The organism is Parabacteroides sp. AF17-28 (assembly GCF_003479205.1).
GTDB classification, from domain to species: domain Bacteria; phylum Bacteroidota; class Bacteroidia; order Bacteroidales; family Tannerellaceae; genus Parabacteroides; species Parabacteroides acidifaciens.
This window is the reverse complement of sequence record NZ_QUGV01000004.1, coordinates 45,406-61,884: the sequence shown is the minus strand read 5'-3', so window position 1 is coordinate 61,884 and position 16,479 is coordinate 45,406. Positions and strand designations below refer to the sequence as shown.

The window sequence follows — 16,479 nt, the reverse complement described above, 5'->3', positions numbered from 1 at the left end:
TGTATTGCTTACATTGGCATATTGGCACATTATCACATTAACACATTATTCATTATGAAAATAGAGAATTTTAAAACCGATAAAGAAGCCCTTCTGGCCATGACATCCTGCCTGATCGGGTATATGGAACGGAAGACGGACGGCCATCCTTTCAACCTCGCCCTGTCGGGGGGAGAGACGGCCAAGAAGATGTTCACCTTTTGGGTGGAAGAATATAAAGAGAAGATCGATTGGGATAATATCCGTTTCTTCTGGGTGGATGAACGCTGTGTGCCGCCGACTGATCCGGACAGCAATTATGGCCATGCGAACGAGCTTTTGTTTAAGCCGCTGCATATCCCCGAAGATCATGTGCACCGCATTCACGGCGAAGTGGAGCCGGGGACGGAAGCGATGCGCTATTCGCGCATTGTAAAGGAATATCTGCCCCGTCACGGACAGTTGCCCTATTTCGATTGCATTATCTTGGGAATCGGCGGAGATGCGCATACGGCATCCATTTTCCCGGACACATTGCCGCTTCTGACCGATAGCCGCAATTATGCCGTGTCGCAGCATCCGGGAACGAGCCAGTTCCGTATCACGATGACCGGCCCGCTGATCCTGAACGATTCGCCTTTGCTGGTTCCTGTCCTGGGCGCCGGAAAGCAGGAGATGCTGGAGGAACTGAAAAAAGGCTATTCCCCTACAAATCCAACGCCTGCCGCCTATATCCTGACGCATGCGGTGGAGGCGGTCGTTTATACCACGACTGTATAAGGGGCGTACGAATAGGAATGTTTTTATTTTGCAGTCTTCATCGATAACTTTTCGAGGAAGTAAACAAGTGCAAAGCCTAAGATCATCAGGCCGACAGCCTCTACGATAAACTGGTTCGGCAGGATGTTCGCCTCTACGAGAGGTTTCACGAGGCCATGGCTGTCCGTATAAGTCTCGATTGTCTCTTTCCAGGGCCACACCTTATTCAGCGATCCTAACATAAAACCGGCCAGTACGGCAATCGTAATGTCGTGGAACCGGCGGAGAGCAAATGACAATATGCGTGAGAAACTCGTAATACCGATCGCTGCACCACCGATAAACACCAACATCACAGGTATGTTGAATGTCTTCACCGCCTCCATGATGTAGAAATATTTACCTAAAAGCACCAGAATAAAACTGCCCGATATCCCCGGCAGGATCATCGCACAGATGGCAATTGCCCCGCAAAGGAAGATGAAGAGCAGATTGGACGGCGTTTCAGCCGGAGTGGCAACCGTTATATAGAAAGCGACTACGATTCCGATAATATAGCTCAGGATCGTTTTCCAATCCCATTTCCGGATATCTTTGGATACAAACCAGGTTGAAGCCAGCACCAGGCCGAAGAAGAAAGACCAGACGAGAATCGGATGATCCGTCAGCAACCAGGTAATAATCTTGGCTAATGAAAAGATACTGATCCCGATCCCGGCAACAATGGACAACAGGAAATTTGCATTTATCGCATTCCAGAAAGCCGCAATCTTTCCGGTAAAGAGCAGTTTCAAGCTGGATGCGTTAATACTTTTGATCGAGTCGATCAACTCTTCATAGATCCCAACAATGAAGGCGATGGTTCCGCCCGATACGCCGGGCACGACATCCGCCGCACCCATACCCATGCCTTTTAAAACTAAGAGGCCGTAGTCTTTTAGATTTCTTTTCATGTTTAGTTGTTATTATCCTTATTATTGAGGAATTCTTTCACCAGATCTTCCGGAGCAATATGTTTGTAGTTTGTCTCGTCGGTAATTTTATCAAAATCGAGACCGGAATTTTTCAGATATTCGAACACTTCATTGGGAGAAGTCTGCCGGAAATGCTCCCCGAAATGTTTCAGATCTCCTTTTGCCAGATAAGCCATTGCTAAGTGGAGATGCATCTGAGGCATTTTCGGATTGGCATCGAAGACTTTCTTATAATATTGCAAAGCCTTGTCTATATCCCCTTTCATATACAGATATTGACCGGCATGGAACAGGCTTTCGAAATCTTCCTGATTTTTGTCGTCCGACTTGTCGAGGACATTAAACAGGCGGTCTGTCACCTCCACAGCCTTCTTTTCCTCTCCGTTTTCCAGATACGTCAAAGCTAACAGAGAGAGGATCCGGACGTTTTTAGGAAACAGCCTGGAGGCTTTCATCAGATTCTCGGAAGCCTCTTTTTCACGTCCTGTCTCGACACAACAACGGATATAATTAATGTAAGTGCTGGAATCTTCCTGCAAACCGTTCCGGCTAAGTTGTTCTTTCAATAGGTCATAAGCCTTTTCGTAATCTTCCAACTTTACATAACATTCGGCAAGCAACGGTGTGATACGGGAGCGTATCTCATCAGTTGTTGCGATTTCGTTATACACCTCGATTGCCTTTTCATAATTCTCATTCATGTAAAGGCAATAGGCCTTCAGTATTTTCAACTCTTCATCCGAATCGTCACAGGTAAGGGCAAAGTCGAACGCTTCGATTGCTTTCTCATAATCCCCGCTGATCGAATAGAGGCGGCCGAGTGTAAACCAGTAATCGTTGGAATAAGGATTCTTGTCGATCAGTTCGTTACAGATCCCGATCGCTTTTTCGATATCGCCTTCAATTTCCAGATTATAGCAAAGCTCGTCTTTCAAGATCATATTGTCGGGGAAGAGCATCAGCCCGCGATTGATGTAATCGTGTGCCTCTTTATTCATCTCCGCATCGCCCAGGATAGGAGCGATATATTCGAATATAGTTTCCAGATATTCGCATTTATCGGCAATGAGTTTTTCCGTATATCCGATCACTTTGTCATAGGAATCTTGCATGACGTAACATTCCAGACGCAGCATGTCGAGATCCTGATTGTCCGTTTCGGCGATTGTCTCGATCAGGGCAAGTGCACTTTCATAGTCTTCGTTATAGACGAACGACTTGCATTGCCTGACCTGCAAATCGGTATTACCGGGATGAAGCCTCAGACCTAAGGCCAAGACTTCATCGTAGTAAGTATAATCGTCCGATTCTTCAAAACTGTCCAACAGGCTATCTATCTCATCGGCATCAAAATAGGCGTCCCTGCCTTCCTGGTGACCGGACAGATAGCGCTGTAACAGACGTGAGATACCTTCTTTTTTTCTCATTGGCACATTGGCATATTGAAATATTGGCACATTATTTATCTTTCACCTTACTCCAGGTATCTTTCAGGGATACGGTACGGTTAAAGACTAATTTACCGGCTGTGGAATCTTTATCCACATTGAAATAACCGATACGTTGAAACTGCAGGTAATCGAGCGGTTTGGCATTTGCCAGGAACTTTTCGACATAGCAGTTTTCCAGTATTTTCAGCGAGTCGGGGTTGATGATCTCTTTCATTGCTTCCAACGGCGAACAGTTCTTGGCTTCGCGAATGGCAGCCAATTCGTCGCGCGGATTCTCCACGTTCCACAAGCGGTCGTACAGGCGTACTTCGGCAGGCAGGCAGTGTGCGCAGCTCAACCAGTGGAGCGTGCCTTTCACCTTCCGGTTACTGTCCGGCATACCGCTCTTCGTGTTCGGGTCGTATTCGCAATAGATTTCTTCGATATTGCCGTCAGCGTCTTTCTTGCAGCCTGTACATTTCACGATGTAGGCGTTTTTCAGACGCACTTCCTGTCCCGGCGTCATGCGGAAGAACTTTTTCGGAGCATCTTCCATGAAGTCTTCGCGTTCTATCCACAGCTCGCGGCTGAATTCGATCGTATGGCTTCCTGCCGACGGATCTTCCGGATTATTGATCGCTTCCATCTCTTCAACCTGTCCCTCGGGATAGTTGGTGATAATCAGCTTGACCGGATTCAGAACGGCCGACACGCGGGTGGCACGGGTGTTAAGATCTTCGCGAACAGCGCTTTCCAACAAGGCAAATTCGTTCAACGCATCGTAAGTCGTGTAACCGATCTTGTCGATAAACTTGTGAATGGATTCCGGTGAATAACCGCGACGGCGGAAACCGCAGATCGTCGGCATACGCGGATCGTCCCAATCGTTAACCAGTCCTTCCTTCACCAACGTCAACAGGTTACGCTTGCTCATCAGCGTGTAGCTCAGGTTCAGTTTGTTGAACTCGGTCTGACGCGGACGGTTGTCGTTCAGGTCTTTGCCCTCTTTCAGCCAGTCGATGAAGAGATCATACAGCGGGCGGTGTACCACAAATTCGAGTGTGCACAGCGAATGGGTGACGCCTTCGAAGAAGTCGCTCTGTCCGTGTGCAAAGTCGTACATCGGATAGGCTTTCCACTTGTCGCCTGTGCGGTGGTGCGGAGTCTTGACGATGCGGTAGATGATCGGGTCGCGGAAGTGCATGTTTGAATTGGCCATGTCGATCTTGGCGCGCAACACCATCGAGCCTTCTTCCAGCTCGCCGCTGTTCATCTTGTTGAACAGTTCCAGGCTCTCTTCGATCGGCCGGTCGCGGTACGGGCTGTTTGTTCCCGGTTGCGTCGGCGTCCCTTTCTGGGCCGCAATTTGTTCGGAAGTCTGCTCGTCGACGTATGCTTTTCCTTCTTTGATCAGCTGGACTGCAAAGTCCCAGAGTTGCTGGAAGTAATCGGATGCGTAATATATATTATTCCAGTGGTAACCCAGCCATTCAATGTCTTCCTTGATGGCATCCACGTATTCCAAATCTTCTTTTACGGGGTTTGTGTCGTCGAAGCGCAGGTTGCAGACGCCGCCATACTGTTCGGCAATACCGAAATCCAGGCAGATGGCTTTGGCATGTCCGATATGCAGGTATCCGTTTGGTTCGGGCGGGAAACGGGTCTGTACGCGTTTGCCGTTTTTACCTTCCGCCAAGTCTTTTTCAACCATTGCTTCAATGAAGTTCAAGCTCTTTTTGCCTTCTTCTTCGTTCGTTTTGATATCGCTCATCTTTGTAGTTAAATGTTTTCTATTCAAAGTTTGCAAAGATACAAAAATAAAGGGCGGAATGCAACTGATAATCGAAAAATCTTTTCATCCACGATCACGACCTCTCTCGCGCACACACGATGATGATGATAATAATAAGATTTATTTTCCTTTCCTTTATTTTCCTTTTCTTTCCTTTACTTTACTTTGTGTACTTAACATGCTTTTTTGGGGAGTTATTGTCCCATTAATGGGGGTTTTTACCTCTTTAATTGGGGTTTTCACCTCATTAATGGGAGTTATTGCACCATTAATTCCAATCCGAATCTGAGGCTTATTGTATATTTCTTGTAAAACTTCAAGGCATTTATCTGTGTTTTTTCAAAGAATATTTACCTCTTCCAAATTCTGTCAAAATGTCTTTTTTAATCAGTCTGCATGAAATTTTATTTTCATGGGCATGGAATTTCGATTTCATGCCCATGGAACTTCGGTTACACTTGCATGAAAATAAAGACGCCTGCAGACAAGATTTCAGGCGGACGCGGAAGGGGATGTGTCAAAAGTCCTATTTATAGCATCTGTGTCCTGGCGGGCTTGACCCGCCATCTCATTCTAATCACTGTAAATCAGTTTAGTATAAGGTTGCGGGTCAAGCCCGCAATGACACGCTAAAGCGTTAGAACTTACTTTTGACACATCCCCATATCCGCCCGGATTTTAACAGGGGGTTATTGTATTAAATCAGACTTATCAGAAGTGCGACGTTCAAAACCGTTACAAGCGTCCCTAAAGCAATCAACAGGATCGTCGTGGAACGTGTATTAACGAATTTGCCCATGACTTTTTTACTGGATGTCAGGTAGACTTGTGTAAAAACAGTGATCGGGAGCTGCACGCTTAACAACATCTGCGAATAGATCAGCCCCTTGAACGGATCGCCGACAATGAAGATAATGAGCAGGGCAGGGACAAACGACAGCAGGACTCCCAATTTGGAATGGAGGTCTTTATGATTGTATGCCTCGCCATAGAAGCCGGCAAAAATTGAGGCTCCGGCAATTCCGGATGTGATCGTGGATGAAATACCTGCCAGCAGAAGCGCCCCGGCAAAGATAGCTCCCGCATTGCTTCCTACCAATGGGACCAACAGTTGTTGCGCCTGGTCCAGTTCATCCACTGCTATATTGTGTTTATAGAAAGCCGATGCAGCCAGGATAATCATCGCCGAATTGATTGCCCAACCGATAACCATTGACAGCAATGTGTCGTAGAACTCATATTTCAACTGCTTTTTGATAACCGGCTCATCTTCCAGGTTCCATTCGCGGCTCTGAATGACTTCCGAGTGCAGGAACAGGTTGTGCGGCATCACGACAGCACCCAATACACTCATGATTATCAGCATGGAGTTTTCCGGGAAAGTCGGTTTTATCCAGCCTTCGATGGCGGCTCCCCACTGCACGTCGACCAGCGCCAGTTCATAGAGGAAAGACAGTCCGATGATCGAAACGAACATGATGATCCAGCGTTCGATCTTACTGTATGTGTTGGTCATCAACATGCCTAAGCAGGCAATGGTCACGATCACAGCCCCGACCTTAATCGGCATCCCGAACAGCATCCGAAGGGCAATGGCTCCACCTAAAATCTCCGCTAATGAAGTGGAAACACTGGCGAGCATCGCCGAAATCAGGATCGGGCGGCTCAATGTACGCGGCATATATTTATTGGTCGCTTCCGACAGGCAAAGCCCGGTTACAATTCCTAAGTGCGCAACGTTATGTTGGATAATAATCAGCATGATAGAAGAAAACGTAACCACCCAAAGCAGCGCATATCCGAATTCCGAACCCGCCGCCAAATTAGTCGCCCAGTTCCCCGGATCGATAAACCCCACAGTAACTAACAGTCCCGGACCGATATATTTCAGAAGATCCAAAGCTCCCGCGCTTGGACGGTGATTGATTTTGAGTTTGTCTAATATGTTCATAAATCTTTATTTACGGCTCAAAGATATAAAACATTTGGCGTTTGAAATGTTTATGATAATTGATAATTTTTATCCCTTCATCAAGGGAACGTCAGAATAAACGTTGTCCGTTTGGCTGCCGGAGCGCTCTTGAGGGCGATGCTTCCTCCGGACAGGCGCATGATCTGGCGGGAGATGGACAGCCCGATGCCGCTGCCGCCCTCTTTGGTCGTGAAGAATGGTACGAAAATATGTTCGGCCTCTTCCTGCGGAATGACGGGGCCGTTGTTGCTGACTTCTATCAGGACGGCTTCCTCTTCGTTACAATAGGCTTTTACTTCGATCAGGCCGTCTTCCTGCTCGCTTCCGATTGCCTGCATGGCGTTTTTCAGCAGATTCAGGACAACCTGCGAAATCAGGTTCTCGTCCGCATAGACGATCAGGTCGGACGGCTCGACGCTGACGTTGATCGTGATGTTCGGGAAGTTGTTGTGATGACGGGCGAGTTTCACCATGCGTTCTACGAACTTTTGGACATAGAACAGGGAAGGTTCAGGCGTCGGGATATGCGTGAATTTCCGATAAGACTCCACAAACGAAATCAGACTTTTTCCGGTCGTGCTGATCACTTCCAGGCCGCTGCGTATATCGTCGTCCGCATTTTCATGGAGGGAGAGGAGCGTGTCGCTGAGTGAAGTGATAGGCGTGACGGAGTTCATGATCTCGTGCGTCAGGACGCGTGTCAGGCGTATCCAGGAGTCGATTTCCTTCTCATCCAGCTCGCTGTTGATATCGTTGATCGCCAGGATGCGCACGTGCTTTTCCTGCAAGGTCATTTCGGAAACACGGATAGACAAGTGTACGTTGCCGCGTTCGTTGGTAAACGATATCTGATGTTTGTCGCCCGGCTGGATGTTCCGCACGGTGTTTTCCAGATTTTCGTCGATACGCCCGAGTTGGCGGACATTGGTGAAGACCGACATTCCCAACAGCCGCAAGGCTTCGTTGTTGGTCTGGAAGATCACACCATTGTCGTCGAGCACGATGATACCGGTGTTGACCGAGTTCATGATCAGCTCGTAATATTTCTCTTTCTGCGCAGCGTCTGCCTTTGCCTGGAAAAGAATCTGGGTAATACGGTTTAACGACTCGCTGACCAGCTTATCGTTGGACGAACGGCCGCGTGTCGCATATTGGAATGCATAGTCGCTGTTGTCGATCGCATCGAACATAAACGCGACTTTCTGGGCATTCCGTTTGTCCGACAACAGGATTTGCCGGAGCAGAAAAATCCATACGGCCATAAGCGGGATGAACCATATCCACTCCTTTTGGAGAGCAAACCAGGTCTCTGCTACCGTCAGTATGATAAATACTGCCAGACGGAGATAGAAATTATGGAAAATCCCTTTCAGCATTACAGTTCGTATCGTTTGATCTTGTTATACAGCGTCTGCCGGGAGATTCCCAACTGGCTGGCGACGAGCGACAGGTTACCGCTGTATTTGTCCATGGCGCTCTTTATCATGTTGTATTCCATTTCTTCCAAAGTCGTCGCTTCTTTTGTCGCCGATTCCTTTTTGGCACGCGGAAAATCGAAATCGTTTCCCTCCAACACGTTTCCTTCGGCAATGATAACCGCCTTTTCGATGGTGTGTTCCAGTTCCCGGATGTTTCCGAACCAGGGCTGTGCGCTCAGTTTCTCTTTGGCATCCGGACTGAGGTGCATGGTTGTTTTTCCATAGATATTGGCATATTTGGACAGGAATATTTCGGTGAGGGGAACGATGTCTTCCGGCCGTTCGCGAAGGGGCGGAATCTCTACATGAATCGTATTGATGCGATAGAGCAAGTCTTCGCGAAAATCGCCTTTCTCAACCATTTCCTGCAAGTCGCGGTTTGTCGCGCAGATCAGTCGGATATTGACCGGAATGGGCGTGTTGCTTCCCACGCGGACGATGCTGCGGCGTTGCAGGACGGTCAACAGCTTGGCTTGCAGGTGATAGGAGAGGTTCCCGATCTCATCTAAGAAGAGCGTACCGTTGTTGGCCACCTCGAATTTTCCCGGTCGGTCTGCTCGCGCATCGGTAAAAGCTCCTTTGACGTGGCCGAACAGTTCGCTTTCAAAAAGCGTTTCCGTGATGGCTCCCATATCGACCGGGACCAATGTCTCTTTCTTCCGGTTGGAAAGCATATGTATTTCGCGGGCAAGCATTTCCTTACCTGTTCCGTTCTCACCGGTGACCAGGATGTTGGCATCCGTCCGGGCGACCTTTTCGATCAGGGAGCGGAGTTGTTGCATGGCGCTACTTTCTCCCCAGAACATGCCGCTTTCTTTGGAGACGACCAGCTTGTTGTCGGCAAGTGCGATGCCTTTGCGGTTGGCTATCCGTATGTTATAGGCAGTCCGCAACGTTTCCAGCAGCTTGGCGTTGTCCCAGGGCTTGACGACAAAATCGGTCGCTCCTTCCTTGATTCCCCGTACGGCAAGGTCGATATCCGCGTATGCCGTAAAAAGAACGACCTGTATCGATGCATCTTCCTTCTTTATTTCCGAGAGCCAGAACAGCCCTTCGTTGCCGGTATTGATGCCGGCGCTGAAATTCATATCCAACAGAACAACATCTATATTCTCATCGTGCAATGTGGATTTTATCTTATTCGGAGTAGAAATGGTAATCACCTTCTCGAAGCAAGTGCCCAACAGCATCTGTACTGCGGTAAGGATTCCTTTGTTATCGTCTACAACCAGTATGGTGCCTTGTTTTGTCATGTATTTTTCTTGTATTTGAGATGCAAAGATAATTTATTCTCACCATTTGTTATAATGTATCTGCTGTTCGTTGAATTTATTTTTAGGCTTTTCCTGACCTGTCGGATAGCCGAGCGGAATTACGGTCAGGGGAATGATATGTTCCGGAAGTTGCAAGGCGTCCCGCACGACCTGCATCCGTTCGGGATAAGGATAGGCGGCTGTCCATACGGCTCCCAGGCCCATTGATTCGGCGGCAAGCAGTATGTTTTGGGCGGCCGTCGAACAGTCGAGCATCCAGGCATTATTCGACTTAAGCGTATCTCCGCATACGATAATAGCCTGTTTGGTATCTTTCAGCATACGTGCCAAAGGCAAGCCGTCTCCCATTGTGTCCAAAAGATCGCGGTCCGTCACAATCACAAACTCCCAGGGGCGGCGGTCGCGCGAAGAAGGCGCAGCCATGCCTGCACGGACAAGCATTTCTAATTTTTCTTTTTCAACTGGTCGTTCCGTATATTTCCGTACGCTTTTGCGGTTGAAAATAGTTTGCAATGTCTGGTTGACACTTTCGTTCTCTTTTGTTGTCTTGCTATCATTACAGGCAATCATCATGAGTGATGATACGGCAAAAAAGTATATCCATTTCATATTTCTATAATATATGATGTAACTCGTTTATGATTGTGCGAATATAACCAATTATTCGACAAAATTTACAATAACCCTCTTTTTGTCCGTTTTTCTATTTCGTCCGAAATTCTGATCGGTTTTGGATTGACTCTTTTCATGGTTTTAGCCTTTGCGGATGACAACAGAGAAAATGAGGTGCCGAGCCCATTCCAAAAAGCGTGCAATTTGATTACTGAAAGATGGAAACGCCGACAATGTGATAAAGCTTAACTCCCGGAGAATCGAATATTTGAAAATAAAACGGACGGCGTCCCTAATATCCCAAGGAAATTCAGGTGCTTTTTTGCCCTTAAAACGGTCCTTTTTCCAATTATGACCGTTCAAATCGCCATTACGACCGTCCTAATCTTCGCGAGGTGCCGAGTGCACTACCTATTAGCACGGTCGTAATAGAGATTAGGACGGTCGTAATGGCGGAAAACACTCAAAAAAGAGGAAAAAGTCCCATTTTGACGCCCAAAAAGCGGATTAACATTTATTAGATTTCGAGTCTCTCTTAAACCTGAAAAATGCGTTTTATACAATAAGCCCCCCTAAGTAGTTGAAAGTTGAAAGTTAAGAGTTGAAAGTTAGAGGGGATCGAATTTAAGAAAAAGTGAACTACCTCGTTCCCGCGCCCCGACGCGGGATCGCAAAATAGCCTGCCGCATCCTGAATCATCATTTACCAGTTTAGGACAAAACCTGTTCCTTTGCGATCCCGCGTCGGAGCGCGGGAACGGGATAGTTCAGTTCTGCAAAAAAAATGAATCCCTGAATAAAAAAGGCTTTTGCCATTGTCTAATTCTTTTACAGCACTGTCCAATTTTTTGACACTCGTTCAAAATGAATATATTATTAATGCTTTGTATTATAATGGATTGACTATTTTGGCACGCTCTTTGCATTTTATCAGGTAGAAAATAATACAGCAATGAAAAAGATAATAATTACAACAGTTCTTTCGTTTAGCCTGCTTGCCCCGATGTTGGCGCAGGATAAAATCTGGAGTTTGGACGATTGCATGCGGTATGCGGTGGAAAACAGTCCGAAGGTGAAACAACAGGCCTATACAAATAATACATATCAAGCCGAGCAACAGTCGGCTGTAGCCTCTTTTTTACCTACTATCAGTACGCAGGTCGATGCTCAATACAGGTTCGGTCGTTCTGTTGACCCGGGAACTAATACTTATGTAAATACGTCAACCTTTAATAATGGCTATGGAGCTTATGCTTCATTGCCGCTTTTCAGAGGAGGACAGTTGATTAACCAATGGCGTCTGGCCAATGTGAACCGTCACATGGGTAGAAATGATTTGCAGAAACAGAAAGATGATTTGGCAATCAGTATTATGGATGCCTATATTACTGTTGTGTATTACCAGGGACTGGTAAAAATGTGTGCCGATAAGTTGGAAGATAGTAAGCGCCTTTTATATAAAACCCAACGTCAGGAAGAATTAGGGCTTAAAGGTAAGGCGGATGTTGCCCAGATCGAGTCGCAGGCTGCCGGTGACGACTATAATCTGACGCATCAGCAGAATCTCTACAATACGGCGATGATGACGTTGAAGAATGCGATGAACTATCCTTCCGATTTGGAACTGGAAGTCGATACGGCTGTACCACAGGTAGAAAGCATACGGGCCGAAGAGTCTATCAGTGCGATACAGGATTATGCCATGGCAAATAACCCGACCGCCTTGCAGGCCGAATTTCAGTTGAAAACCAGTAAAATGAACTATTTAATAACAAAAGGGAAGTTGCTTCCGTCTCTGTCTGTCGAAGCCGGTATTTCGACCAGCTATTTTGAAAATTTAAAATCTGAAACTGCTGCATCTTCTTTCAAAAGCCAGTTTAAGAATAACCGCGGGGAATATATTTATTTCAGTTTTAGTTTTCCATTGTTCGATGGCTTATCACGTATAACTAATCTGCGCCGGGCCCGCAATAATGTCCGGATCGCTTACGAAAAGCAAACGGAGACACTTCGCCAGCTGCAGAAAGATGTAGAATTGGCTGTTCTCGACAGAGAAGGTTATGCAAAGGAAACGATTCAGATGGAAAAGAAAGTAAAAGCTGATGATTTGGCATATCAGGTTACACTTCGTAAATTTGAAGAGGGATTGATGAGCCCGCTCGATGTACAGACAAATGCAACGACTTTACTGAACTCAAAAGCCGATCTTTTACAGAGGCGTCTATTATATCTGATGAAATGCAGGCAAGTCGATTACTATAAGGGCCAGCCGCTTATAAATGAGAATTGAGAATTTAGAACTGAAAAATAAGAAATAAAAACATACAATCATGGATATACAGTTAGAAAAAAAGAAAGGTCTTCAGAAGAAGCATATTCCTTATGTAGCAGGTGGTGCTTTTTTCCTGGTTTTGGTAGGATGGATCATTTTCGGTGATCATGCTTCGACATTGAAGGTGGATGCCCGCGGTATTAACATCGGGAATGTGACAAAGGAACAGTTCAACGACTTTGTTCGCGTGGACGGACAGGTGCAGCCGATCACGGTTGTGCAGCTTAGCCCCGAAGAAGGCGGTATCGTGCAGGAAAAAGTAGTGGAAGAAGGCGCACAGGTGAAGAAAGGGGATGTTATTGTCCGTCTTTCCAATTCCGGCCTCGACCTGCAGATTCTGGATGCGGAAGCTCAGTTGGCGGAAAAGCAGAACTTCCTGCGTAACACACAGGTGGCAATGGAGCAGGATAAGCTGAACAACCAGTTGGAAAAGGCTCAATTAGATGTGGATATCACACGCTTTCGCCGTGCGTACAACCAACAGAAGAAGCTGTATGAAGAAAACCTGATTGCCAAGGAAGAGTTTCTGAAAGCGCAAGAAGACTATGAACTGGCAAGCAAGAAATATAATTTGGTTGTAGAACGTTTGCGTCAGGATTCCATCTCCCGTACAATCCAGATGGAAGAAATGGAGACCAGTTTGGCTAATATGCGTAAAAATATCGCATTGGTACACGAACGGAAAGAACACCTGAATGTCCGTTCACAGATCGACGGAGAGTTGGGTTTGCTGGATGTAGTTTTAGGCCAGAATGTTTCTGCCGGACAGAAGATCGGACAGATCAACGACCTCTCGGATTATAAGATCGAAGTCATGATCGACGAACATTATATCGACCGCGTAAAGCAGGGATTATCTGCAACTTTCGAACGCCAGGGTGCTAACTTCGCATTGAGCGTACGCAAGGTTTATCCGGAAGTGCGTGACGGCAAGTTCCGTACGGATTTCGTTTTCACAGGCGAACGTCCCGATAATATCCGCAGCGGACAGACTTATTATATCAGTCTGGAACTTGGTAAGCCGACAGAAAGCATCATCATCCCGCGTGGAACATTCTTCCAGAGTACGGGCGGCAGCTGGATTTTCGTACTCGACAAAGACGGCAAGAAGGCTTATCGCCGCAAGATCAAGATCGGCCGTCAGAACCCGCAGTACTATGAAGTGATCGACGGTCTGGAAGCAGGCGAGAAAGTTATCGTTTCCAGCTACGAAAGCTATAAGGACAACGAGGTTTTAGTATTGGAATAATATTGGTGAGTGTGTCAAAATCCCCTTGTCCCCGCGCTTGACGCGGGGCCGCAATAGAACAGGCCTTATCAATCAATTGTTTATACGGTCGGTTTTAATGCGATCCCGCGTCAAGCGCGGGAACAGGGCAGTTTTGACACACTTCAAAATTTTATCTGAAGATGATGCAAGGTTTCTTTTCGCCTTGCATTTATTGTATATAAACTAATTATAAAACGAAAAGAATCATGAAGAAACTTGTTTTTGCCTTATTTGTACTTTGTGCGTTCGCCTCTTGTGATAATGGCGATGATGTTGTGCCTAAAAAAGACCGCACGGATATTCCGTTGACCAAGTCCGAACAAGCCCTTGCCGATGCAGGCAACGATTTCGCCTTTTCCCTGTTCCGCCAGGTCAGCAGCAGCCATGCACAGCCGACTAATATAATCCTGTCGCCGATCAGTGTCAACTACATGATGTCCATGCTTAATAACGGAGCGGCCGGAAAGACAGCGGAAGAGATCGCCCGGACATTGGGATTTGAGGGAGCGCAGCCTGATGAGATAAATGCGTATAACCAGAAGATGCTTGTCGCCTCTGCCGACATCGACCCGCAGGTAACGGTTCATACGGCAAACTCCATTTGGGTAAGAAACGGACTTAACGTGTTGCCGGCTTTCCGGGAGGCGAATGAGTCCTATTATAAAGCCATTGTGCGTAACCTGGATTTCTCCAAACCGGATGCCTTGAAGCAGATCAACGACTGGACTTCCAAGAATACGGATGGCCGGATTCCGAAGATATTGGATGAGATCAATCCGAATGCCAGCATCTATTTATTGAATGCAATTGCTTTCCGGGGCGAATGGAGCACGCCTTTCGAGATAAGCAATACGAAAAAGGATCTCTTTACCGATGCACAGGGACGTGAACAGGAGGTGCAGATGATGAATGCCTCTTTTTCCGGCGTTGTTTGCGAGCATGAGAAGTTCCGTATGTTGTCACGCTCGTACGGCAACGGCGCGTTTTCCATGTCGATCCTATTGCCGGACGAAGGAGTGACGAATGCCGAAGTGATCGCCTCATTGACGGGTGAGTCGTGGAGGCTGCTTCCCGGGAACCGTAACGGTTATCAGATTCATTTGAAGCTGCCCCGTTTCTCGACTTCATACGATATTGAACTGAATGATGTTTTGCAGGCGTTAGGCATCACATCGGCATTTTCCGCCGCGGATGCAGACTTCTCCAAACTAAGCCGGGAACGGATTTTCCTGTCGCGCGCCTTGCAGAAAGCCCGCATAGAGGTAGACGAAGAAGGGACGAAAGCTGAAGCCGTCACAATGGGCGAGGGCTGGGTTTCTTCGCCGGGCCCGAGACCGGAGATACAGAAGATGGATTTCTTCGTGAACCGCCCGTTTATTTATCTGATCAGCGAATACAGCACGGGCGCGATCTATTTCATTGGTGAGATAAACAGGATCGAATAAGCTCCACCACCTTCGGAACTGCCGCTTCCACAACAGGCGTCAGTTCCATTCCCACCTCGCTGATATCCGCTGCGGAGATAACGATCAGCTGGATATCCGGCAATTTTCCTGTCAGTATCATTGCCTCGATCATGTCCCGGAGACCGATCTCGTGCGCACTCATAAGCGGAGGGAAGTCTGTTGCATAGCGCGGACGGATCAGGCGGATGGTGCCCGGCGGATTATCGTCGAGTGTGGCGTCGACCATGATAATGCGGTCGTAATCCTGTATCCAGGCGATCAGGTGCAATCCGCCTGTCCCGCCGTCCATCAGGGAGACGTTGGGAGGCAGTTCCTCATTTTCTAAGGCGCGGATTACGTGGATGCCGACACCTTCGTCTTTCAACAGCAGGTTGCCGACACCCAGGATCAATATCTTTTCATTCATTTTTACGGGCTGATTTGGTGATTGTTTCGGCTGTCTCCGTAACTTCTTCCTTATCGGCAATCTCTTCTTCGATAAACTTCCAACCGCCGATGATGGAAGACGTTTCGCCGCGTTGCTCGATATAATCGTGGTAGAACACCAGGTAAATGTGCACGATCGCGAAAAGGATGAAGAACCACATCAGGAAATGATGAATCTCGCGTGCCACCAGATCGCCGCCTATTAACGGGACTGTCCAGGCGAAGAGTTGCGGAAATATAGATTCGCTCATCTTGGCATACAGGCCGAATCCGGTTATGGATTGCAGCAGGAACGCCCAGAAGATGCCGAAATAGATCACACTCGCCAACGCGTTATGCCCGATACTGTCTACCGGCTTGTTCTTGATCATCAGGATATCCACTTTTATCACTTCGACAATCTCTTTCCATTGCGACTTCTTCAGCGGGATGAAGTTGTTCCAGCGCGCATACCGGTTCCCGACGAATCCCCAATACAGGCGGAAAACGAAGTTGAAGAAGAACACGAACGCCGCCACAAAATGGATAAAGCGCACCGTCCCGAACCAATAACTGAAGTTAGCCTCCGTTTCTGTCATGATGGCGGGCGGATCGGCTATGATGAAACCGGTGATGCAGAGTATCACGATACAGAGTGCATTCAGCCAGTGATAGATGCGCACGGGAAGCTCCCACACATATACTTCTCTTAAACGTTTCTTACGACTTTTCATTGA

At 47.3% G+C, this 16,479-nt stretch carries 13 protein-coding genes; 4 read left to right on the top strand and 9 right to left on the bottom strand.

Annotated features, from left to right (window positions below):
- Positions 1–54: 54 nt before the first annotated feature.
- Positions 55–759, top strand: coding sequence for a 6-phosphogluconolactonase (gene pgl / locus DWW90_RS03820; protein WP_122344061.1), 705 nt, complete (start codon positions 55–57; stop codon positions 757–759).
- 23 nt (positions 760–782) lie between these two features.
- On the opposite strand, the gene DWW90_RS03815 is transcribed toward pgl, so the two are convergent.
- The 7 genes from DWW90_RS03815 to DWW90_RS03780 all read right to left on the bottom strand — a co-directional run bounded on the left by DWW90_RS03815 (position 783) and on the right by DWW90_RS03780 (position 10,267).
- The gene (locus DWW90_RS03815; protein WP_122344060.1) at positions 783–1,691 is read right to left on the bottom strand and encodes a DUF368 domain-containing protein; all 909 of its coding nucleotides are present in this window, start codon (positions 1,689–1,691) and stop codon (positions 783–785) included.
- A gap of 2 nt (positions 1,692–1,693) precedes the next feature.
- On the bottom strand, positions 1,694–3,139 hold the full coding sequence (locus tag DWW90_RS03810; protein WP_122344059.1) for a tetratricopeptide repeat protein: 1,446 nt from the start codon (positions 3,137–3,139) through the stop codon (positions 1,694–1,696).
- Between the two features lie 31 nt (positions 3,140–3,170).
- A complete protein-coding gene (locus DWW90_RS03805) occupies positions 3,171–4,913 on the bottom strand; it encodes a glutamine--tRNA ligase/YqeY domain fusion protein (protein ID WP_122344058.1) in 1,743 nt (580 codons plus the stop codon).
- 718 nt (positions 4,914–5,631) lie between these two features.
- Positions 5,632–6,885: an Nramp family divalent metal transporter gene (locus DWW90_RS03795; RefSeq protein WP_122344056.1), complete on the bottom strand. Its 1,254-nt coding sequence runs from the start codon at positions 6,883–6,885 to the stop codon at positions 5,632–5,634.
- A gap of 80 nt (positions 6,886–6,965) precedes the next feature.
- Entirely contained in the window at positions 6,966–8,282 is a 1,317-nt protein-coding gene (locus DWW90_RS03790) for a PAS domain-containing sensor histidine kinase (protein ID WP_122344055.1), read from the bottom strand.
- Positions 8,282–9,637 carry a sigma-54 dependent transcriptional regulator gene (locus DWW90_RS03785; protein WP_115497689.1) on the bottom strand — a complete coding sequence of 452 codons (1,356 nt, stop codon included), beginning with the start codon at positions 9,635–9,637 and terminating at the stop codon, positions 8,282–8,284. Before DWW90_RS03785 ends, DWW90_RS03790 begins: the two co-directional genes overlap by 1 nt.
- A gap of 39 nt (positions 9,638–9,676) precedes the next feature.
- Positions 9,677–10,267 (bottom strand): nitroreductase family protein, encoded by a 591-nt coding sequence (locus tag DWW90_RS03780; RefSeq protein WP_122344054.1) that lies wholly within the window; start codon positions 10,265–10,267, stop codon positions 9,677–9,679.
- 954 nt (positions 10,268–11,221) lie between these two features.
- Here DWW90_RS03780 and DWW90_RS03775 point away from each other — a divergent pair.
- The 3 genes from DWW90_RS03775 (at position 11,222) to DWW90_RS03765 (ending at position 15,316) form a co-directional block, all read left to right on the top strand.
- The gene (locus DWW90_RS03775; protein WP_115497685.1) at positions 11,222–12,559 is read left to right on the top strand and encodes a TolC family protein; all 1,338 of its coding nucleotides are present in this window, start codon (positions 11,222–11,224) and stop codon (positions 12,557–12,559) included.
- 40 nt (positions 12,560–12,599) lie between these two features.
- Positions 12,600–13,850 (top strand): efflux RND transporter periplasmic adaptor subunit, encoded by a 1,251-nt coding sequence (locus tag DWW90_RS03770; protein WP_122333544.1) that lies wholly within the window; start codon positions 12,600–12,602, stop codon positions 13,848–13,850.
- A gap of 227 nt (positions 13,851–14,077) precedes the next feature.
- Positions 14,078–15,316 carry a serpin family protein gene (locus DWW90_RS03765; protein ID WP_122344053.1) on the top strand — a complete coding sequence of 413 codons (1,239 nt, stop codon included), beginning with the start codon at positions 14,078–14,080 and terminating at the stop codon, positions 15,314–15,316.
- On the opposite strand, the gene DWW90_RS03760 is transcribed toward DWW90_RS03765, so the two are convergent.
- Both DWW90_RS03760 and cybH read right to left on the bottom strand, forming a co-directional pair.
- Positions 15,288–15,743 (bottom strand): HyaD/HybD family hydrogenase maturation endopeptidase, encoded by a 456-nt coding sequence (locus tag DWW90_RS03760; protein WP_122344052.1) that lies wholly within the window; start codon positions 15,741–15,743, stop codon positions 15,288–15,290. The genes DWW90_RS03765 and DWW90_RS03760 overlap by 29 nt on opposite strands.
- Positions 15,736–16,476 (bottom strand): Ni/Fe-hydrogenase, b-type cytochrome subunit, encoded by a 741-nt coding sequence (cybH, locus tag DWW90_RS03755; protein WP_122344051.1) that lies wholly within the window; start codon positions 16,474–16,476, stop codon positions 15,736–15,738. Before cybH ends, DWW90_RS03760 begins: the two co-directional genes overlap by 8 nt.
- Positions 16,477–16,479: the final 3 nt, after the last annotated feature.